This is a genomic window from Anaerobium acetethylicum (assembly GCF_900096945.1).
In the GTDB taxonomy this organism is placed as follows: Bacteria; Bacillota; Clostridia; order Lachnospirales; family Lachnospiraceae; genus Anaerobium; species Anaerobium acetethylicum.
Map to the genome: position 1 here is coordinate 331,670 of NZ_FMKA01000001.1, position 22,117 is coordinate 353,786.

The window sequence follows — 22,117 nt, forward strand, 5'->3', positions numbered from 1 at the left end:
GCAAAAATGTTCGATTCCGATACTCGGAATGCGCTGGATTATAATGCCAAAGCACATTCTCTATGCTATACTTAGAACTGTTAAAACGTAACTTTCAGCAAGAATGGCCCTTACTTGCAATATCATTTTGATCAGGCGGTGTAAACTATGATTATAACAAAAACTCCCTTTATACATGAAACAGATATTACTGTCAGTGTCCTTCAGAATCCTTCCGGAACAATATTTTTTGATATAGAGACCACAGGGTTATCCCCTAAAACATCAATGGTCTACCTGATAGGCTGTGCCTGTCTGGATGGTACCACTCCGGTCGTAATACAGTGGTTCGCAGAAAACAAGAATGAAGAGCCATTGATCATGCAAGCATTCTTTGAATTTGCTGCGGGATGCAGCCTGCTTGTACATTACAACGGGAGCGGCTTTGACATCCCTTATCTTCAGCAGAGATGCCTTGTCCACGGCCTTGAATTTGATTTCAGCAGCCTGCCAGGCATTGATCTTTATAAAAAGATTTCACCCTACAAGAAACTGCTAAAACTGGACTCACTCCGCCAGAAAGCTGTCGAGGGCTTTCTCGATATCGAAAGGGATGACAGGTTTTCTGGCGGCGAACTGATTTCCGTGTATCTTGAATACCTGAAAAACGGCGATTCTGAGTGCATAGAACCGCTCCTGCTCCACAACAGGGAGGACCTGTCCGGGCTTTTTAAAATCATGCCCATGATCTCTTACTGCAGCCTATTTGAAGGCGCCTTCAGCATCACTTCCTGGGAATCCGAAAGCTATACTGCTTTTGATGGCGCTCAGACGGCCGAGCTGGTCATAAGCCTCACACTTGAGAAATCCATTCCGCGAAAAATAGCAGGACATTTCGGCTGCTTTTATTTTTCAGGCTCCGAAGACAGGGGCAAACTGAAAATCGGCCTTTATGATGGCGAACTGAAATATTTCTACCCTGATTATGGTAACTACTACTATCTGCCTGCCGAAGATGCTGCTATCCATAAAAGCGTAGCCATGTTCGTTGACAGGGAATATCGAAAAAAAGCCAGAGCAGCAAACTGCTATACGCGAAAATCAGGCATCTTTCTTCCACAGTTTTGCGAAATCATCACGCCATCCTACAAATCAGAGTTCAAAGATAAGCTCACATACTTCGAATTGACCGATGACTTTCTCAATGACTCAGGGAAGCTCAAATCATACGTCTGCCATGTTCTCTCTCTGCTGGTTTAAAATAAAACACTATCTGATCCCTGTGATGTCCTTAACGACCTCTCCTGCGATGATCAGGCCGGCTACTGATGGCACAAACGCAGTGCTTCCCGGAGTCTGTCTTTTAGGCTTTCCTGCCCTCAGTGGCTGAGAAGGCAACTCTTCACCGGGTGTTCCGTTTTCTGCTGCCAGCGGCTTCCTCGGCAGCTCCTTTGAATATACAACCTTCAGCTTCTTGATCCTTCGTGCCTTCAGCTCTTTCCGCATTACCTTTGCAAGGGGACACACGGAAGTCTTGTAGATATCCGTCACTTCAAGCGCAGTCGGATCCAGCTTATTTCCGGCGCCCATGCAGCTGATAATCGGTGTTCCTGCAGCCTGAGCCCTGACAACAAGTTCCAGTTTTGCTGTCACGGTATCAATGGCATCAACAATATAGTCATAAACAGTAAAATCGTATTGGTCTGCCTGGTCGGGCCCATAGAAACATTGATAAGCATTGACTATGGCATCCGGATTAATGTCCAACACCCGCTCTTTCATAACATCCACCTTATTTCTGCCTATCGTCCTGGTTGTTGCAATGATCTGCCTGTTGATATTGGAAACGCATATCGTATCATCGTCAAAAATATCCAGGGTTCCGACACCGCTTCTTGCCAGCGCTTCAACTGTATATCCGCCCACGCCTCCGATGCCAAAAACAGCCACCCTGGATCCTTTGAGCTTATCCATGGCCTCTTTCCCAAAAAGAAGTTCCGTTCTTCCAAACAATTCAGACATAAATATCTCCTTTCGTTTAAAAAGACTACTGAATGAAAATCCAGTAGTCTTTTGTGATATTAGTTATGATTTCTGATAAAAAAACGATTTGTAGCGTTCAAAATTCATTGCCCTGTACTGAATAATCTGTTCCGTGCTTCCAATAAAAAGAATACCATCTTTTTTCAAAGCTTCATTGAATTTCAGATAGATATCATTTTTAGCTTCTTCGGTAAAATAGATCAGCACATTTCTACATACAATCAAATTACAGCTGCCCGGATAAGGATCCTCTAAAAGATTATGTTCCCGAAATTCAACACATCGCTTGATATCATCAGATATCTGGTAAGATGGACCGATTTTCGTAAAATACTTTTTCTTGAATTCATCCGGTACAGATTTGATGCTTTTCTCATTATACAGACCGACTTTTGCTTTCGCCAGAACCTCTTTATCAATATCCGTTGCAATAATCCTGATCTGATTAAGCGGCAACAGCCTCGAAAGTACCATCGCCAGAGAATAAGGCTCATCACCTGTTGAACATGCTGCACTCCAGATCTTAAGTCTGCTGCCGAAATTCTTCAACATCTGTGGGAAGACTTCCTTTTCAAGAAGCGCCCACTGTTCCGGATTTCGGTAGAACTCCGAGACATTAATTGTTATATAATTAATGAATTCATGAAACAGGCTGGAATCTTTATTCATAGCCGAGATATATTCATTATATCCGGCTATGCTGTTTTTGCTGATTAATGTATCAATCCTTCGTTTCATCTGTCTTTCTTTATAGGCATTGAGATCGATGTTTGTCAGGCTGAAGACATCCTTCTTGAATTTTTCATAATCATTAACCAAAAACGACTCTCCCTTTGAAAACTATTCTTCTGTAGCTTCTTCTTCAGATGCTTCTTCTGTTTCCATAGCTTTGATGCTTAAGCTGATTTTTTTATCAGCTTCGTTTAAATCTACGACTTTAGCTGTTACTTCCTGTCCAACTTTCAGAACATCTGATGGCTTTTCAACATGATCTTTAGAAATCTGGGAAACATGAAGTAATGCATCAACGCCTGCTTCTAATTCAATGAAAGCGCCGAAATCAGTCATTCTTGCAATCTTTCCAGTAACAACATTGCCAACTGCATATTTTTCTGTCGCATTTGCCCATGGGTTTGCATCTGCAAATTTAAGGCTGAGAGCGATTTTATCTGCATTGATTTCTTTGATGAGTACTTTGATCGTATCGCCAACTTTGAATAATTTCTTTGGATTTTCAACTCTTCCCCATGACATTTCTGAAATGTGAAGAAGTCCGTCAGCTCCGCCAAGATCAACGAAAGCACCGAAATCAGTAACGTTTTTGATTGTTCCTTCAACAACGTCGCCTGCTTTGATTTTAGCAAATAATTCCTTCTGAAGTTCTGCTTTTTTAGCAACCAGAAGCTGTTTGCGATCTCCGATTACTCTTCTTCTCTTAGGGTTGAATTCGCTGATTACGAATTCAATTTCCTGATCTTTGTATTTTTCAAGATTCTTTTCATAAGAATCTGAAACAAGGCTTGCAGGAATGAATACTCTTGCTTCATCTACAACAACGCTTAAGCCGCCGTTTAATACCTGTGCAACCTTAGCAGTAAGCACTTCTTTATTATTGAATGCTTCTTCGATTCTCTTGTTGCCTTTTTCAGCAGCAAGTCTCTTATAAGTCAATAAAACCTGTCCTTCGCCATCGTTAACTTTTAAAACCTTAACTTCCATGGTTTCTCCAACCTGGACAAAAGTTCTAAGATCAGCGTTTGGTGTATTGGTATATTCATTTCTTGTGATAATACCGTCTGACTTGTAACCTATATTTAAGATGATCTCATCTTCTTTGACGTCGATAACTGTCCCCTCGACTACCTCTCCTGTACGTATTGTTTTTAATGACGCCTCTAACATTTGTTCAAAACTCATTTCTGACATTGGTATGAACCTCCTCGATAATATTATTTGGGGTTGATGCCCCTGCGGTAATACCTACGCTACTAATGGACTTCAATTCCTCTAAGTCCAAGTCTTTGAGTGTCTGTATATAGTAAGTATTTTCACATTCCTTCTTGCATATTTCAAATAGCTTCTGAGTATTGGAACTATTGGTTCCGCCTATAACAATCATGGCCTCTACTTCGCCTGCAATTTGCTTTGCCTCAGTCTGTCTCTCTTCCGTGGCATTACAAATCGTATTTAAAACAAGTATATCATAACCCTTTTTAGAAATAATTTCAACTAAATCTTGAAATTTATTATGATTAAATGTCGTTTGAGATACAATACATACTTTTTTTTCTTTTGCCGCATCGAACTTTTCTGCCTCTTCCGGTGATTCGATCACATAGGTCTCCGGTCCTGACCAGCCTTTGATCCCCTCTACTTCAGGGTGCTTGTCATTGCCTATGATGACTATGACGTTCCCTTTTTCGCTTTCGTTTCTGACTATTTTATGAATTTTCCTTACATAGGGGCATGTCGCATCAACACATTCCAGCCCCAGTTGATCAATTATCCGGTATATTTCTTCCGAAACGCCATGGGAGCGTATGATTACGATTCCTTCATTCAGGCTTTTCAGTTCATCCACCGTATCGATTACTTTTACGCCTTTTGCCTCCAGATCCTTCACAACTTCTTCATTGTGGATAATCGGACCAAACGTATAGATTGGCATGTCAGCTTTTTCAATCTGCTCATACACTTTGTCTACAGCCCGCTTAACGCCAAAACAGAACCCCGCAGTTCGTGCCAGTTTAACTTTCATATTCACTCACCCTTTTTGCCATGAAATAATTCCATAATAGAATCAATGACTTCCTCTATTCCCATATAGGAACTGTCCAGCAGAACAGCATCTTCAGCTTGTCTCAAAGGCGCAAACTCCCTGGTCATATCCCTGTCGTCCCTATCGATAATATCCCTTTCGATAGCGTCAAAATCGCATTCAATTCCTTTTTCCGTGAGTTCTTTATGCCTGCGTTCGGCCCTTACAGCAGAGCTGGCGGTCAGATAGATTTTCAGATCCGCCTCGGGCAGAACGTAGGTACCGATATCCCGGCCATCCATGACCACATTTTTTTTCGCAGCCATGTTCCTCTGAAGTTCTACAAGTTTGATCCTTACCTCTTTGTTAGCAGCGCTTGCAGATGCCATATTTCCGACTTCCTCGGTCCTGATGCTGCCATTCACGTTCTCGCCGTTCAATATCACCTGCTGCTCTCCGTCAGCGTATTCTATGGTTATATCCGCATCCTTGCAGGCTTCACTGATGCGCTCCCCATCATCCGCTGCAATGCCCTTGCGAAGCAGATATAAGGCCATTGCACGGTACATTGCACCCGTATCCACATAAATGAATCCAAGCCTTTTTGCAACCTGCCTTGCTATCGTGCTCTTCCCTGCCCCTGCTGGACCGTCGATTGCTATGCTGTAACTCATCTTCATTCCCCATTTCTGTTTGTTTATTTGAATTTCCTAATCTGCGGCACATTCTTCTTTCACATCATTTACCTCCCCGCGGAGTGTTATTGATTTCTAGGAAATCTGCGGAATTTCCCATAAAGATTAACATGTCAAAAGCCCCCTTGTAACGTCCGGCTTCGTCAATTTGCACATTCGCCAGCTGCATCACGTCCTCATTCGAAAACCTGTACAAATTGACGAATACCATTGTGTAAATGGGCTTTTGACCTCCACTCCTGTAAATCAATAAATGCTGCTGCCTGCCGCATAAGCTGTTGACCATGCTATCTGAAGATTGAACCCGCCTGTCATCGCATCCAGGTCAAGCACCTCGCCGATAAAATACAGGCCGCTTACCAGCTTTGATTCCATCGTCGATGGATTCACCTCTTTGAGTGATATGCCGCCCCTGGTTATGATTGCTTCATTATAATCACGCAGGCTTAGGATTGTCATCTCCATACCTTTGATGACGCCGATAAAATGCTGTCTTTCTTCTTTCGAAATCTCATTTACCTTTTTATCCGGGTTGATTTTCGAAAGTTCTATCATTACAGGAATCAGCTTGGACGGAAACAGTCCGCCGATCGAGTTTTTGAACTGTTTGTTTTTGTTGGCCTCGAAGTCCCTGAGGATCCTTGCATCCAGCTGTTCCTCAGACAGTGCCGGTTTCAGGTCGATTGACAGTTTCAGCTTCCTGCCTTCCTGAAAGCCTTTGTATGCGCTTACATAACTGCTGGCGCTTAAAATAAGCGGCCCGCTAACGCCGAAATGCGTAAAGAGCATTTCACCAAAATCACTGTATACTTCCTTTTTTCCGTCAGATACCGTTGCTCTTACATTTTTCAGGGACAGGCCCTGCAGTTCCCTGGCAAACGGCTCCTGGATATTAAACGGCACCAGGGAGGGTGACAGTTCTGTTACGGTATGGCCTGCTTTTTTCGCAAATTCGTATCCGTCCCCTGTGGATCCCGTAACTTTGTAGGAAAGGCCTCCTGTGGCAACTATAACTGCATCTCCGAACACTTTGTCCCGGTTCTTCAGTCTGATGCCCTTTGCCACGCCATTTTCCACAATCACTTCACGGACTTCCTTGTTCAGATGAACTTCCACGCCATGATCTCTCATATCCCTGGCCAATGCCTGGATCACGTCTGATGAGTGATCGGATACTGGAAACACCCTGTTCCCGCGTTCAATCTTCGTCTTCAGCCCGGCCGCCTCAAAATAGTCGATCACATCGAAATTATTATATCCGTAAAAGGAGCTGTACAGAAACTTTTTATTTCCCATGATATTATCGAACAAGGTCTCCATATCACTGGCATTTGTGATGTTACATCTTCCTTTTCCTGTTATATATAATTTTTTTCCAAGTTTTTCATTTTTCTCATATACATGGACTTCGTTCCCGTTTTTAGCGGCAAATATGGATGCGAACATCCCGGCTGCCCCTCCGCCGACAATTATTACTTTACTCATTTTTATCTCCTGCTTTTGGAAAATCAGAATCCGTACTATTTTCCAGAAAGTCTATTTCATCATTATTGTATACCTGGTACTCATCCCATATCTCTTCAAGGGTTTCCAGCGTGTGTATAGCCTCCTGCTGCTTTTTCATGAAAAGAGCTACCAGAAGGGCGTTTATGACGCTCAGAGGTGCAACGAGGGAATCCACGATGGAAGCCATATCGCTGCGGGCTATCAGATTGCAGGCAGAGTACATGGTCATGGGAGAATGTACGCTGTCGGTAAGGGTGATCACCTTCGCATTCCTTTTGTTGGCAAACTCCATGGCCTTAAGGGTCCTCATTGAATATCTTGGAAAGCTGATTCCTATGATTACATCTTCCTCATTGATACGGATCATCTGTTCAAAAAGCTCACTTGAGCTGTTCGTCTGGAGAAGCTTTACATTTTCAAAAATCAGATTCAGATAGAAGCTGAAAAAACTTGCCAGAGGCGCACAGCTTCTGATCCCCACTACATAAATATGCTTTGCATCTGCTATGGTCTCAACAGCCGATTCAAAAGCTGCCTGATTGATTCCTTCCTGTGTCTGTTTGATCTTCTCCATATCCGACTGGAGTACAGATGTCAGGATTTCCGACTGGGTGACCCTTCCATATGTGACTTCCATTCTCTGTATGGAATTTAGCTTGTTTTTTACTACTTCTTCCAAATCCCTTTGAAATTCCGGATATCCGTCATAGCCAAGCTGCGCTGCAAACCTTACTACCGTAGATTCACTGACTCCTACTATTTTACCAAGCTTTGCAGCTGTCAGGAAGACTGCCTTGTCATAATTAGCAGTAATATAAGACGCAAGAAGTTTCTGACCTTTACTGAAGCTGTCCCTTTTATCATTTATTCTTTTAATCAAATCGTTTTGTGTTTTCATAGGCCACCCTCTAAATTATTCTTTATACTCAAACGCACTGCCGGCTCTGCCTTATTACAATCCCATTATTCAGTCAGGTTGCATTACTTGCTAAAGTATAACATATCGGTACGTTTGTATACAATGATTATTTTCTACCCTGTATTTAGACAATGCAGGATAGATGTCCCCTTCTTTCACCTGGCTTAGTCGGAACCGGAGTGGCACATCTCGCACGGAGTATTTTTATCTCATAAGAATGTGCGATTCTGTCAACCAAAAACAGCATACAGGTACCGGAACTGCCGGGCTGTATGCTGCTCATATTATTCTTTGGATATATCTGTACAGGTATCAGGCAATCTGCCTGCTTCGTTTGCTGCTATGAAAGCGCAGTACCGAATGCCTGCAGATCCGATAGGATTCCTATACTGGATAAGCACCGCTGGCAGTATCTGCAACAGCCGGATCTACCTTTGCTTTCTGTGCCTGTCTGTATTTGAAGAAATCAGTTGCAACCTGTGGGAATAATGCATAAGTAAGGACATCTTCATCCTGCTCTTTCCACTGTGCCATTTCAGCTTCAATCTTGGCAAGTTCAGGTTCAAGAAGATCTGCCGGTCTGCAAGTGATTGGTTCGATATCTCCAATTACTTTTTTCTGAACTTCTTTGTTGAAAGGTTTAACAGTCTGTCCGTATTCACCGCTCAGAACTGCCTTTGTTTCTTTTGTAGCCATTTTATAGCGTTCTCCCAGGAGAACATTAAATACAGCCTGAGTACCTACGATCTGGCTTGAAGGTGTAACCAGAGGTGGTTCGCCAAGATCTTTACGTACTCTTGGTATTTCATTCAGCACGTCATAATATCTGTCTTCTGCATTCTGTTCCTTCAGCTGGGATACAAGGTTTGATAACATTCCACCTGGCACCTGGTATAACAGAGTCTTAATGTCAACACCCATTACTTTCGGATTCAGCAATCCTGTTTCAAGGGCCTTGTCTCTTAATGGTCTGAAGTAATCAGCGATTTCTGCAAGAAGCAGCTGGTCGAATCCAGTATCATAAGGAGTTCCCTTGAATGTTTCAACCATAACCTCAGTTGCCGGCTGGCTTGTTCCCATTGAGAATGGTGACATAGCAGTATCAATGATATCGCAGCCCGCTTCTACTGCTTTTAAGTATGTCATGGCAGCAACACCGCTTGTATAGTGTGTATGAAGCTGGATTGGTATTTCAACTGCATCTTTTAAAGCGCCGATAAGATCCGTTGCTTCGTAAGGAAGCAGAAGTCCTGCCATATCCTTGAGGCAGAGGGATTTCGCTCCCATTTCCTGAATTCTTTTAGCCATTTCAACATAATATTCAGTTGTATAAGCATCACCTAATGTGTAGGAGATTGCAATCTGAGCATGTCCGTTTTCTTTGTTTGTAGCCTTTACAGTTGTTTCAAGGTTACGGATATCGTTCAGGGCATCAAAGATTCTGATGATATCGATACCATTTGCGATTGATTTCTGTACAAAATATTCTACAACATCATCCGCATAGTGGCGGTATCCGAGAATGTTCTGTCCCCTGAAAAGCATCTGAAGTTTCGTATTCTTGAATCCTGCTCTTAATTTTCTGAGTCTTTCCCATGGATCTTCCTTTAAGAATCTGAGGGATGCGTCAAATGTAGCTCCGCCCCAGCATTCCACTGAATGATATCCCACTTTATCCATCTTCTCAATGATCGGAAGCATTTCCTCAGTGGTCATTCTTGTGGCGATTAAGGACTGGTGGGCATCACGCAATATAGTTTCGGTAATTTTTACCGGTTTTTTAATATGTTCTGTCATTTCCTTACCTCCTGATTTTTTAAGCACTGCAAAATGCCAATGCTTCTCTATTTATTTTACTCCGAAAATAGCCATAAATGTACCAGCGGCTACTGCCGTACCGATAACACCGGCTACGTTAGGTCCCATAGCATGCATAAGCAGGAAGTTCGTTGGATCCGCTTCCGCTCCGACTTTCTGGGATACCCTCGCTGACATTGGGACAGCCGACACGCCGGCAGAACCGATGAGCGGGTTGATCTTTCCGCCGGAAAGTTTGCACATCAGCTTTCCAAAAAGGACACCAGATGCAGTACTGATGCAGAATGCGATGAGTCCTAAAGCCACGATTTTCAGCGTGTCAAAATTCAGAAACGCCTCAGCGCTTGTGGTAGCTCCAACTGAAGTACCCAGCAGAATAACGATGATATACATCATTGCATTTGAAGCCGTTTCCTGAAGCTGCTTTACAACGCCCGATTCCCTGAACAGGTTTCCTAACATAAGCATACCGATAAGGGGAGCCGTTGATGGAAGGATCAGTACTACAACAATCGTAACGATAACCGGGAAGAGGATCTTCTCAAGTTTTGTCACGTGTCTCAGCTGTTCCATCTTGATGCATCTTTCTTCCTTTGTAGTGAGGGCCCTCATAATCGGAGGCTGTATGATTGGAACAAGGGACATGTAGGAATATGCCGCAACGGCTATAGGCCCCATATATTTTACCTGTCCCAGCTTGCCCGCCAGATAGATTGAAGTAGGACCGTCAGCTCCGCCGATAATAGAAATAGCTGCTGCTGCCCTATCATCAAATCCCATTACAATTGCAGCAAGATAAGCAAAGAATACGCCGAACTGTGCAGATGCTCCCAAAAGAAAACTTTTCGGGTTTGCAATCAGCGGGCCGAAATCTGTCATGGCACCTACGCCCAGGAAAATAAGAGAAGGCCAGAGTCCAAGTTCATCTCCCACGTAAAAATAGTGAAGAAGCCCGCCTGCCTGCTCAATCCCGTTCGCGTCAACAAATGGTAATGCCATGATTCCCGGAAACAGGTTGACCAGAAGCATACCGAAAGAGATTGGTACAAGAAGCAGCGGTTCATAATCTTTTGCAATTGCTAAATATAAGAATACACATGCAACGCCGATCATGACGAAATTGCCAGGCTGCAGGCTGGTAAATGCTGACTGTTCTGCCAGATTGACCAATGTATTGATAATATAATCCATTTTTTATAACCTCCCGTAATATTCCCTGCGATAATCCGTTTCAGGATTATGGGAGGGTCTAGTTTAATGTAGCAAGAACAGCTCCTGATTCGATCGCATCTCCTGCTGATACATTGATGCTTGCAACAGTTCCGTCCTGTGGCGCTACAACAGGGATTTCCATCTTCATAGCTTCAATGATGATTACTGTATCTCCGGATTTTACCGCCTGTCCAACGCTTGCCTCAACTTTAATGATCTTGCCTGGTACAGCTGCTGTAACTTCAACAGCTCCCGCTGCTCCAGCCGGTGCTGCTGCAACTGGTGCTGCTACTGGTGCTGCTACTGGTGCTGCTACTGCCACTGGCGCTACCGGTGCTGCTACTGGTGCTGCTACTGGTGCTGCTGCTCCTGCCGTAATACCTTCTTCTACTACTACGTTATATGCTTTTCCATTAACGGTAATTGTATAATTCTTCATTTTCTATTCCTCCTGTTAATTAGGCTCTCTGCCATTTCTTCTTTGAATTTGCACGTTTAATTGACCTAACCACAAAACTGTCTGTGGAAGTATTTTCCGAAGCTGCAATTGCAGCTGTAATAACAGCCACAAGTTCAAAATCATCCACAAGTTCCTCTGCTGCCGGCGCTACGGACTGTTTTACCGGTGCTGGAGCTGCTGGTGCTTTTGCAGGTGCCTGAACAGGCTGGCCGCTTTTTTTGTCCATAATCTTAGGGATAATCGACATACAAGAAATGATAAACGCGATAAGGATCAGTACTGCGAAAACGCTTCCCATCCCTAACAAAGTATTTAATAACCCTGTAACAATTTTATCTACCATTTATTTCACCTCTTATAATACCGTTCCATGTTTCTTGCCTGGACGGTCCTCTCTTTTTGTGAACAGCATTTCAAAAGCACCGATAACATATTTTCTTGTATCCTCTGCTTCGATAATGGTATCTACATATCCTCTCTTAGCTGCAGCCATTACGCTTGACTGTAATTCCTGATATTCAGCTGCTTTTTCTTTGATCAGTGCAGCTGCACTATCTGAAGCTGCGATTTCATCTGCATACATGATTTTTGCAGCCTGGGTTGCATCCATCATTCCGATTTCTGCCTTAGGCCATGCATAAACCATATCTGCTCCGAGAGACTTGCTGTTCATAGTCAGGTATCCGCTTCCGTAAGCTTTTCCGACAACGACATTCACTTTTGCTACAGTTGCATTTGCAAATGCATAAGTAAGGCGTGCTGCTGCTTTGGCAACTGTCTTTTCTTCTTCAACTGTAGCCATATATCCTGTTACGTTTGTAAGACTAAGGATCGGTATATTAAATGCATCACAGAACTGAACGAATTCGGCTGCTTTTCCACATCCTGCAGTAGTAAGAACTGCTTCGTACTTTTCTGCCACATTGCCTTCACTGTCATAAACTGCTGTGCGGTTTGCAACGGCACCAACAGTCATTCCATTAAGCCTTATGAATCCTGTAACCATTTCTTTTGCATAATTCGCCTTAACTTCAAAGAAGAAATGGCTGTCTGAAATATTTGAAAGAACGATTGCTGTATCTTCTGCAGCATTCTCAAGATTTTTGCATACCCTGTTCAGATCGTCGATGCACTCGTCATAAGACATATCATCTTCATTGTTTGCCGGAAGAACGGAAACAAGACTGCGGATCTGCTGGAACATTTCCGCTTCGCTGCAGACAACATCTACATTTCCAGCCTCTTCAGCCTGGAATTTTGCCGAAGCAGTATCAAGTTTTGAAACAATATTTCCATCAATTGCATTTGGCGAATTTACAAATAATTTCGCATTCTTTTCTTCCATGAATGTAAAATCAGTAAGTGAAGGCACTACGGATAAACCACCGCCGCAAGTTCCAAAAATCGCTGTAATCTGAGGAATTACTCCTGATGCCAGACTCTGCTTAAGATAAAGTTCGCCAAATCCGTTAAGCGCATCTGTTGCTTCCTGAAGTCTTAAACCTGCGCAATCAAGCAGACCGATTACAGGTGCTCCCATTTTAAGCGCCATGTCATAGATTTTCACGATTTTTTTTGCATGCATTTCGCCTATAGATCCGCCTAATACGGATACATCCTGGCTGTACACGTATACCAGATTTCCATCAATTACACCATATCCGGTAACCACACCGTCTGCGGGGGTTTCCTTCTGCTGCATGTTGAAATCTGTGCTCCTAGCTGTCACGCAGCTGCCAATTTCAACAAAACTGTTCTTGTCAAGCAAAGCGTTGATTCTTTTACTTGCCAAGTTCTGTGCTGTATTACTCATTTTCAGCCCTCCATTTTTCTTTTTTTTATAAAAAGTAAATCCAATTTTCTGCCGATTATAATTGTAACTTTTTTTTAGGCAAATTTCAAGCCTTAAGTCAAACTTTTAACAATTTCATACATTATGAACAACAAATTTGCACAAAAATCAAAAGAGAACAACCGGTCAGGGTGTCCTCTTTTGATAATTTCACTTTTATGTCAGGTATTCTTCCAAAAAGCAAGAACCGTTTGGTTTAAATTATTTTGCGGTCCATTGGCATATTCTAGGCTGACGTCAATGGATAAACATGGCATCGCCAAAACTAAAGAATCTGTACTTTTCAGCCACAGCCATTTTATAGGCCTCCATCACATTCTCCCTGCCTGCAAGGGCAGAAATAAGCATCAAAAGGGTAGATTCCGGTAGGTGGAAATTTGTAACAAGTCCGTCAATTATTTTAAACTCATATCCTGGATAAATGAAGATCTCTGTCCATCCGCTTCCGGCCCTCAGCCTGTTGTCCTGTCCCGCTGCCGATTCAAGGGTTCTGCAGCTTGTAGTGCCGACACCAATCACCCGCCTGCCCTGGTCTTTTGCCTTATTGATTTTCTCTGCTTCCGCCTCTTCCACGGAGAAGAATTCAGAATGCATGTGATGGTCCAGTATATTATCCACCTTGACAGGCCTGAAAGTTCCAAGTCCTACATGAAGGGTCACATATGCAATTTCCACGCCCTTTTCCTCTATCTTTTTCATGAGTTCCGGCGTGAAGTGAAGACCGGCAGTCGGTGCCGCTGCCGAGCCTTCATGCTTTGCGTATACAGTCTGATAACGGTTCTTATCCTGAAGCTGATGCGTAATATAAGGCGGAAGCGGCATCTGTCCAAGACGGTCAAGTATCTCTTCGAAGATGCCGTCGTAAGAGAACTGAATAAGACGGTTTCCCTCTTCAACCACATCCATGACCGTTCCTGTCAGGAGTCCGTCCCCGAAGCTTATCTCCGCTCCTGGTCTCGCCTTCTTGCCTGGCTTTACAAGGCATTCCCATATATCATTTTCCATTCTTTTCAAAAGAAGAACTTCTATCTTTGCCTCGGTTCCGATTTTACTTCCGATGAGCCTCGCCGGAATCACCTTGGTGTCATTGACAACAAGGCAGTCGCCGGGGTTCAGATAATCAATTATATCGGTAAAAACATGATGTTCTACCTCGCCAGTCTTTTTATCCAGTGTCAGCAGGCGCGAACTCGAACGGTCCTCAAGAGGATCCTGCGCGATCAGCTCCAGCGGCAGATAGAAATCAAAATCCTTTACATTCATCTCTTCACCATATCCCTTACTGTCTTAATTCGATTCCGATTCCCTGCAGTTCTTTCAAAATCCTGCTCATTGCAGCATTTACGTCAGCATCTTCAAGCGTTCTGTCCTTAGCACGGAATACGATCGAGTAGGCAACAGACTTGTGTCCTTCCTTGATCTGGGATCCTTCATAGATATCAAAGAGACTGTAGCTTTCCAGGATTTTCCCTCCCTTTGCTTCAATGATTGCTTCAACCTGGCCCACAAGAATCTCTTTCTTCATAACCATGCTGATATCTCTTGTCACTGCCGGATATTTCGCAATTCCTTCATATTTTCTGTCAAATGTGGCAAATGGTATGATTCCCGGCATATCCAGAACGGCAACATATGCCCTTTCTCCGATATCATAGTTATCCGCAACTTCCGGATGTACTTCTCCCAGATAACCTACCACTGTGTCTGCATAAACAATGGAAGCCTGTCTTCCCGGGTGAAGGAACGGTTTGCCTGATGCTGGATCATATGCCACCTTATTCTTCATTCCGATTTCTTCAAAGAACTCCTCAATAGCACCCTTCATCGTGAAGAAATCTCCTTCTCCGTACATACCGAGTGTAAACTGCATTTTTTCTTCAGGCAGCTCGGTCACCGGTATCTGCTTTGGAAGATAGATGTTTCCCATCTCGTAGAGGCGCACATTTTTATTTCTCCTGTTGTAGTTCGTGGCAAGTGATGTAAGCATTCCGTTAAGGGAGGTTGTCCTCATGATGCTGAAGTCTTCTCCGAGAGGATTGATAATCGTAACTGCATTTCTCAGTTCAGAATCAGCTGGTATCAGCAACTTATCGAATACTTTTGGGCTTTCAAAGGAATAAGTCATCCCCTGGTTAAACCCGCAGAACTGCGATGTGCTCCTTGCAACCGCTTCAATACGAAGTTTGAAGGAAAGCTTTCCTATGGTAGCCTCGCCTGTTGGGAGCGTTGTCGGAATGTTGTCATAACCGTAGAAGCGTGCAACTTCTTCTGCAAGGTCTGCAAAGCATTCCAGATCCTGTCTGAAAGTAGGTATGATAACTTCCTTCGCATCCGCATCATATCCAAGCTCAAGTTTTTCAAAATAAGACAGCATGGTCGCTTCATCGATGTCAGTACCGAGCATTTTATTTACTTTTTCGTAATCAAATGCGATTCTTCTTGTCTCGCTGCGCATTGTATATACATCTATCATACCGCCGACAACTTCGCCTGCTCCAAGCTCTTCAATCAGCTGGCAAGCCCTGTCCATTGCAGCTTCTGCATTTTCAGGGTCAAGACCTTTTTCAAACTTGCCTGATGCGTCAGTCCTGAAGCCGACCTTCTTGCTTGAAAGACGGATGTTGGTTCCGTCGAAACATGCCGCTTCAAAAACCATGGTCTTTACATTGTCTGTTATCATGGAGTTCTCTCCACCCATGATTCCCGCAATCCCAACCGGTTTTTCGCTGTCACAGATCATGAGGACGGAAGAATCCAGGATCCTTTCCTGCCCGTCAAGAGTTCTGAACACTTCTCCGTCTGCAGCCCTTCTTACAACGATTTCTTTTCCTGCGATCGTATCAAGATCATAGGAATGCATTGGCTGTCCGAATTCTTCCATAACAAAGTTTGTAATGTCGACAATATTGTTGATTGGCCTGATTCCGCTTGAAGAGAGGCATCTCTGCATCCATTTCGGAGATGGTCCGATTTTGATATTCTTCACTACTCTTGCACAGTAACGCGGGCAGAGATCCTTATCTTCTACATTGACCTTGATATAGTCGTTTACATCTTCGCTGTTTTCCTCGAACGTAACTACAGGTGGGACAAAAGCCTTTCCAAATGTAGCCGCTGCTTCCCTTGCAATACCAAGCACGCTGTAGCAGTCAACCCTGTTCGAAGTGATTTCATATTCAAAAACAATGTCATCCAGGCCAAGAGCCTTGATTGCGCTTTCCCCGACAACTGCCGATTGGTCAAAGATATAGATTCCATCTTCTGCAGCTTCAGGATACATGTCTTTTGTAGATCCCAGTTCTTCAATTGAGCAAAGCATTCCGTTGGATTCTACGCCCCTGAGTTTGCCTTTCTTTATTTTTATGCCGCCTTTTGTCTTAACGCCGTCATGGCCGCCTGCAACTCTTCCGCCATCTAAAACTGCCGGCACTTTATCGCCTTCATGAACATTCGTAGCGCCCGTAACAATCTGCACCAATTCCCCTGTTCCGAAATCGATCTGGCAGACGATGAGTTTGTCAGCATCCGGATGCCTGTCAATTTTTATGATCTGTCCGATAATTATTTTTTCAAGATCTTCATCAAGCCTTTCAAATCCTTCGACTTTTGTTCCTGATAATGTCATCGCGTCTGTGTATTCCTGTGCTGAAACTTCCAAATCAGGAACATATTTTTTTATCCATGATAATGATGTATTCATTCTTATTCTCCTTCTTGTATATATATTAATCGCTTCGGTACGGTACCGAAAAAAATTTGTCTAAAACTGCTTTAAGAATCTCACGTCGTTTTCATAGAGAAGCCTCATATCGTCGATTTCATATTTCAGCAAAGCAATACGTTCGAGACCAATTCCGAATGCAAAACCATTGTATTCGTCAGGATCGATTCCGCTCATTCTAAGCACATTAGGGTGAACCATACCACAGCCTAATATTTCAATCCATCCTGAGCCCTTGCACATCCTGCAGCCTTTACCGCCGCATTTGAAGCAGGTTACATCAACTTCAGCGCTTGGTTCCGTGAACTGGAAATGATGTGGTCTGAATTTAACCTTTGTCTCTTCGCCAAACAGTTCTTTTGCAAACTGTGCAAGGGTTCCTTTTAAATCGGCAAACGTTATGTTTTTATCGATTACAAGGCCTTCAATCTGATGGAATGAAGGTGAATGCGTTGCATCTACTTCATCTGACCTGAACACCCTTCCCGGCGCAATCATCCTGATCGGAAGATGTCCCTGTTCCATTGTACGCACCTGCACAGGTGATGTCTGCGTCCTTAAAACGATATTGCTGTTCACATAGAACGTATCCTGCTCATCTTTTGCCGGGTGATTTGCCGGTATATTAAGAGCCTCGAAATTGTAGTAGTCATACTCTACTTCTGGACCTTCAACAACTTCATATCCCATTCCAACAAAGATTCTTTCTACTTCCTCTAATGCTATGGTATTTGGATGACGGTGTCCTACATCGTTTTTCTTCGCTGGCAGGGTAACATCGATTACTTCTTCTCTTAATCTTGCTTCCCTTGCTACTTTCTCCATTTTATCTTTTGTTTCATCTAAAAGACTCTCAATTGCTTCTCTTGTCTCATTCACCAGCTGGCCGACCATTGGCCTGTCTTCAGGAGATACATCCTTCATGCCTTTCAGCACTGCGGTCAATTCTCCTTTTTTTCCCAAAAACGCTACTCGTACCTCGTTCAATTTTTCAAGCGTATCCGCTCCCTGAATCTGTCTGATTGCTTCTTCTTTGATAACTGATAATTTTTCTTTCATTATCGATAATCTCCTTTCTTTTGCTAAACAAAAAAACTCCGTCCCCGGCAAGGGACGAAGTTATATTAATTCCGTGGTACCACCCTAATTCCTGTATAAAACAGGCTCTTAGCATGCTTAACGCGCACAGTCGTCATTTTCTACCCGTTTAACGGCAACCACTTGATTCTGATATGATCCGATGAGGCAGGCTCTCCCTGACACACATATCCTACAGTATAGCTTGCGTTAAATTTCAAAAATGCAGCTCCGGTGGGAAATTCAATAATCATCTGAACTTAAGGAAGTTTTCAGCCGGCGTCTTCCTCTCTCTGTAAGAAAATGATCATCTACTGGCACCATCAATGCCTTTTCATATATAAGCATGATCATCACGAAACCTTACAGTTTGCTGACAATGCACACTCGTTCCGTATAATTTTATCACATTGCAAAAAGTTGTCAACACCTAATTGTCTGCAGAAATCTAAAAAAACTTTTTAGCGCCTTTTGAAGATACGACCGCATACCATATCAGGCAGCCCCAGAAAACAAATGTGCTTGCCATTACAATTATATCGTTAAGCTCAATCAGGTAGGTGTTAATAAGCCCGATAGCTCCATATATAATGACCACGACACCGAATATCCCCGTTTTAAGGGACATAAAATCAATGTAGCCAGGCAGATCTTTGCAGGCATCAAGATTCAACGCGCCGCTGATCAGAAATCCTTTTTTCATCTTCCCTGTAGTCTTCCAGACATATACGCTATAAAGAACATACAGACCGACGCCAACTACAAAAAAATCCATAAATTTCAAAAAATCCATTATTCTCACTTTCCTTTTCTTATAATTTGTTACTTGAATTATATCCTTTTTAAACCATTTGCACAAGGAATAAATCACTCTGCAAAAAGTGTTCTGAAACATTTCACAATTTTTCCGAGTCTTTCTTAACACGTTGCACAATTATTTTCCGATCTACACATATTTTTTCATTATCATATGTAATATTGTTACATAGAAGATTGAAATTGTCCTGTCATTAGTGTACTATATGATATATAGGTATACACTCAGATATATTAAGGAGGAGCAAATTATGGATTTTTCTACGATAAAGATACTCATTACTGACGATTCCGTTCTGGCAAGAAAGAAACTGAAGGACTATCTGGCCTCTTTAGGCTGCCAGCATATCTATGAAGTTTCAGACGGCCAGCAGGCGATAGACAGTTACAAAATCAACAAACCTGATCTTGTATTTCTGGACATCATCATGCCGGTAAAAGACGGCATTACCGTTGTCAATGAAATACTCGAATTCGACCCGAAAGCACGTGTTGTAATGGCTTCCTCCGTTGGAACCCAGAGCTATCTGAAAGAAGCGCTCAAAGCAGGAGCCATAGACTTCTTACAAAAACCACTTGATAACGAACTTGTTAAAAAGGTTGTTCTGAACGCAATAGGAGGACAAAAATAATGTATACGCAATTTTTTGGCAACTATCTATTAAGCAAAGGACTCGTCACATCAGAGCAGATGGTTGAAGCCATACGGTATACTAAAACCGTACATTTGAAACTCGGTATGCTGGCCATCCATGCAGGGTATATGACTTCAGGAGAAGTTGAGCAGGTTCACATCCTGCAGACGCGCATCAGCAAACCTTTTGGCGAACTTGCAGTTGCAGAAGGATTTCTGACTCCTGAGCAGGTCACCGAACTTTTAAGTGCTCAGAAGCCGGGATTTCTGCTTTTGGGGCAGGCATTGATAGAACGGGGATATATTTCCACCAATCAGTTCGAATCAGTTCTTTCCGCTTATCAGTCGGAATTTGAAATTACCGACAATGATTTTTCAGAAGATCAGACACATAGGATCGACACGCTGATCCAGGATTTTTACTATAGCAATCGTTCCGAAAACAGTGCTTATTATCTCAATTACATCACCCTGCTGTTCAATAATTTAATCCGTTTTATAGGCGAGGATTTTACTCCCTTTAAGGCATCCGCAATTTCAGCTTATCCTTCTAATTATTGCGTTTCCCAGGTTATTAAAGGCTCTTTTTCAGCATATACTGCAATCGATATGGACCGGGACACCTTTATCACATTTGCATCCCGTTATGCAGGCGAAAACTTTTCAGAATTCGACGAATATGTCAAGGCTTCCGTTGAAGACTTTTTAAATCTGCACAACGGTTTATTTGCAGTAAACATGTCGAACGATCACTCTATAGACCTGACTTTAAACCCGCCAATCCATGAAAACAACTGCATCATAGCCCCATCAGCTTTTTTAAGCTGCATCCCTGTAAGTTTTTCATTCGGCACAATCAATTTCCTGATTTCCAACCTCGAATAACTACAACAGGCAGTGAACCATATTAGAATGGTTCACTGCCTGTTTATTTTTGAAATATAGGAAATCCCTCGGATCTCCTATATACCTCTTTAATTCTACATGCCAAGAAATTTCGTAACAACAGCAGGCATTTCATCCACTTCACATACAGTATCATGAAGAACTTTGGCATCCCTGATTTCCTCAATTGCCTGAGGCACTTCTACGCCTGAAATTCTTGAAAGTTCATCAATCAATTCAAAATCACCCATGCTGTCATACTTATTATCAATTGCGTCCATTACGCTTCTTGCAAATTTGTATGGACTTGCTGTAGATGCAATTACTGCCTTTGTTTCATCTTTTGTTTCTGCTTTATACTTTTTATAGACACTCGCAGCAACCGCCGTATGCGTGTCGATCACATAATTTGTATCTTCATATATCTGTTTGATTACTGCAGCTGTTTCCTCTTCGCTTGCGTAGTTTCCGTAAAAATCAGCAAGTTCTGTTTTCATGCTGTCAGTTATCTCATATTTTCCGCTTCCGCTTAAAAGCGACATAAGCTCCTTATTTTTCGTTGCATCAGATCCTGCAATTCTGTAGATCAGCCTTTCAAGGTTGCTTGAAATAAGAATATCCATTGAAGGAGAAGTTGTCAGAATAAATTCGCGATTCCTGTCATAGCTTCCTGTGCGGAAGAAATCATACAGAACCTTGTTGTCGTTTGATGCACAAATAAGCTTGTCGATTGGAAGCCCCATGTTTTTTGCATAGTAAGCCGCAAGAATATTTCCGAAGTTTCCAGTAGGCACTACAACATTTATCTTTTCATCTTTTGATATTTCATCATTTGCGTATAATTTTGCATAAGCATACACATAATATACAATCTGTGGCACAAGCCTTCCAATATTGATCGAGTTCGCAGATGAGAACTGAAAACCTTCTTTTTCCATCGAAGCTTCTAATTCTTTGTCATTGAACATTGCTTTTACGCCGCTCTGTGCATCATCGAAGTTTCCGTTGATGCCAACTACCATTGTATTGGCGCCCTTCTGGGTCACCATCTGTTTTTCCTGAATCGGGCTAACGCCGTCCTTAGGATAAAATACGACGATTCTGGTTCCTTCAACATCTGCAAATCCTGCAAGGGCAGCTTTTCCAGTATCTCCGGAAGTTGCAGTCAGGATTACGATTTCATTTTTGACGTTATTTTTCTTAGCTGCTGTTGTAAGAAGATGAGGCAGGATTGAAAGAGCCATGTCCTTGAAGGCGATCGTCGCTCCATGGAATAATTCTAAATAATAAGCTCCGTCCGCTTTTACAATAGGTGCTATTTCATCTGTATCGAACTTTGAATCATATGCTTTTTCAATGCATCTTTTCAGTTCTTCTTCTGTATAATCTGTAAAGAATCTTTTCATCACTTCATATGCGACCTGCTGATACGACATAGCCGCAAGCGTGTCCATATCGATATCGAGTACCGGGATTTCAGTTGGCACAAATAGTCCGCCATCATCCGCAAGACCTTTTAATATCGCCTGCGATGCAGTTACAGTTTCGTTTTCGCTTCTTGTACTTTTATATAATAATTCCATAAACTCATTCCTTTTCTATATTCTTAGCAAGCAGATTCCCTTATATCAGTCTCCCCTACCGTCATGAATTATATCATACCTTTTAGGCCACTACAAGCCGTTTTTATGGAGTTTGAATTTTTATGCATGCACGATGTTTGTTCCTGCAAAGTCCTAAGG

Annotated in this window: 20 protein-coding genes and 1 other annotated feature; of the genes, 3 read left to right on the forward strand and 17 right to left on the reverse strand. The window is 42.7% G+C overall.

All coding sequences use genetic code 11. The features are described 5' to 3' along the window. The first annotated feature begins 147 nt into the window (after positions 1-147). Positions 148-1,239, forward strand: coding sequence for a ribonuclease H-like domain-containing protein (locus BJR36_RS01495; RefSeq protein WP_091229055.1), 1,092 nt, complete (start codon positions 148-150; stop codon positions 1,237-1,239). Between the two features lie 9 nt (positions 1,240-1,248). Here the strand turns inward: BJR36_RS01495 and BJR36_RS01500 are convergent, their stop codons facing one another. From BJR36_RS01500 to BJR36_RS01575, 16 genes are all read right to left on the reverse strand, one after another. Continuing rightward, positions 1,249-2,001 (reverse strand): tRNA threonylcarbamoyladenosine dehydratase, encoded by a 753-nt coding sequence (locus BJR36_RS01500; protein ID WP_091229056.1) that lies wholly within the window; start codon positions 1,999-2,001, stop codon positions 1,249-1,251. Between the two features lie 63 nt (positions 2,002-2,064). Further along, a complete protein-coding gene (locus BJR36_RS01505; protein WP_091229059.1) occupies positions 2,065-2,841 on the reverse strand; it encodes a CheR family methyltransferase in 777 nt (258 codons plus the stop codon). 21 nt (positions 2,842-2,862) lie between these two features. Next, the gene (gene rpsA, locus BJR36_RS01510) at positions 2,863-3,948 is read right to left on the reverse strand and encodes a 30S ribosomal protein S1 (protein WP_091229062.1); all 1,086 of its coding nucleotides are present in this window, start codon (positions 3,946-3,948) and stop codon (positions 2,863-2,865) included. After that, the gene (gene ispH / locus BJR36_RS01515) at positions 3,929-4,780 is read right to left on the reverse strand and encodes a 4-hydroxy-3-methylbut-2-enyl diphosphate reductase (protein ID WP_091229064.1); all 852 of its coding nucleotides are present in this window, start codon (positions 4,778-4,780) and stop codon (positions 3,929-3,931) included. Before ispH ends, rpsA begins: the two co-directional genes overlap by 20 nt. A gap of 2 nt (positions 4,781-4,782) precedes the next feature. Beyond that, on the reverse strand, positions 4,783-5,454 hold the full coding sequence (gene cmk / locus BJR36_RS01520) for a (d)CMP kinase (protein WP_091229066.1): 672 nt from the start codon (positions 5,452-5,454) through the stop codon (positions 4,783-4,785). Between the two features lie 267 nt (positions 5,455-5,721). Then, complete coding sequence (locus BJR36_RS01525; protein ID WP_091229068.1) at positions 5,722-6,960, reverse strand: BaiN/RdsA family NAD(P)/FAD-dependent oxidoreductase; 1,239 nt, start codon at positions 6,958-6,960, stop codon at positions 5,722-5,724. Further along, on the reverse strand, positions 6,953-7,879 hold the full coding sequence (locus BJR36_RS01530; protein ID WP_091229070.1) for a MurR/RpiR family transcriptional regulator: 927 nt from the start codon (positions 7,877-7,879) through the stop codon (positions 6,953-6,955). The genes BJR36_RS01525 and BJR36_RS01530 overlap by 8 nt, the downstream gene beginning before the upstream one ends. Before the next feature lie 405 nt (positions 7,880-8,284). Beyond that, positions 8,285-9,697, reverse strand: coding sequence for an oxaloacetate decarboxylase subunit alpha (locus tag BJR36_RS01535; protein ID WP_091229071.1), 1,413 nt, complete (start codon positions 9,695-9,697; stop codon positions 8,285-8,287). A 51-nt stretch (positions 9,698-9,748) separates the two neighbouring features. After that, a complete protein-coding gene (locus BJR36_RS01540; RefSeq protein WP_091229074.1) occupies positions 9,749-10,909 on the reverse strand; it encodes a sodium ion-translocating decarboxylase subunit beta in 1,161 nt (386 codons plus the stop codon). Between the two features lie 58 nt (positions 10,910-10,967). Further along, a complete protein-coding gene (locus tag BJR36_RS01545) occupies positions 10,968-11,369 on the reverse strand; it encodes a biotin/lipoyl-containing protein (protein ID WP_091229076.1) in 402 nt (133 codons plus the stop codon). A gap of 19 nt (positions 11,370-11,388) precedes the next feature. Further along, the gene (locus BJR36_RS01550) at positions 11,389-11,733 is read right to left on the reverse strand and encodes an OadG family protein (protein ID WP_091229079.1); all 345 of its coding nucleotides are present in this window, start codon (positions 11,731-11,733) and stop codon (positions 11,389-11,391) included. Positions 11,734-11,745: 12 nt separating this feature from the next. Further along, complete coding sequence (locus BJR36_RS01555; RefSeq protein ID WP_091229082.1) at positions 11,746-13,203, reverse strand: acyl-CoA carboxylase subunit beta; 1,458 nt, start codon at positions 13,201-13,203, stop codon at positions 11,746-11,748. Between the two features lie 276 nt (positions 13,204-13,479). After that, entirely contained in the window at positions 13,480-14,505 is a 1,026-nt protein-coding gene (gene queA / locus BJR36_RS01560) for a tRNA preQ1(34) S-adenosylmethionine ribosyltransferase-isomerase QueA (RefSeq protein ID WP_091229085.1), read from the reverse strand. Between the two features lie 16 nt (positions 14,506-14,521). Further along, the gene (pheT, locus tag BJR36_RS01565) at positions 14,522-16,942 is read right to left on the reverse strand and encodes a phenylalanine--tRNA ligase subunit beta (protein WP_091229089.1); all 2,421 of its coding nucleotides are present in this window, start codon (positions 16,940-16,942) and stop codon (positions 14,522-14,524) included. A 60-nt stretch (positions 16,943-17,002) separates the two neighbouring features. Next, complete coding sequence (gene pheS, locus BJR36_RS01570; protein ID WP_091229095.1) at positions 17,003-18,022, reverse strand: phenylalanine--tRNA ligase subunit alpha; 1,020 nt, start codon at positions 18,020-18,022, stop codon at positions 17,003-17,005. Between the two features lie 47 nt (positions 18,023-18,069). Beyond that, positions 18,070-18,376, reverse strand: a binding site (T-box leader). A 112-nt stretch (positions 18,377-18,488) separates the two neighbouring features. Then, positions 18,489-18,833, reverse strand: coding sequence for a hypothetical protein (locus tag BJR36_RS01575; protein WP_091229098.1), 345 nt, complete (start codon positions 18,831-18,833; stop codon positions 18,489-18,491). Between the two features lie 274 nt (positions 18,834-19,107). Here BJR36_RS01575 and BJR36_RS01580 point away from each other — a divergent pair, with 274 nt between their 5' ends. Both BJR36_RS01580 and BJR36_RS01585 read left to right on the forward strand, forming a co-directional pair. Beyond that, positions 19,108-19,488 carry a response regulator gene (locus tag BJR36_RS01580; RefSeq protein ID WP_091229101.1) on the forward strand — a complete coding sequence of 127 codons (381 nt, stop codon included), beginning with the start codon at positions 19,108-19,110 and terminating at the stop codon, positions 19,486-19,488. After that, positions 19,488-20,375, forward strand: coding sequence for a cyclic di-GMP-binding domain-containing protein, MshE-related (locus tag BJR36_RS01585; RefSeq protein WP_091229104.1), 888 nt, complete (start codon positions 19,488-19,490; stop codon positions 20,373-20,375). The genes BJR36_RS01580 and BJR36_RS01585 overlap by 1 nt, the downstream gene beginning before the upstream one ends. Before the next feature lie 95 nt (positions 20,376-20,470). On the opposite strand, the gene thrC is transcribed toward BJR36_RS01585, so the two are convergent. Then, the gene (gene thrC, locus BJR36_RS01590; protein WP_091229107.1) at positions 20,471-21,958 is read right to left on the reverse strand and encodes a threonine synthase; all 1,488 of its coding nucleotides are present in this window, start codon (positions 21,956-21,958) and stop codon (positions 20,471-20,473) included. Positions 21,959-22,117 lie beyond the last annotated feature (159 nt).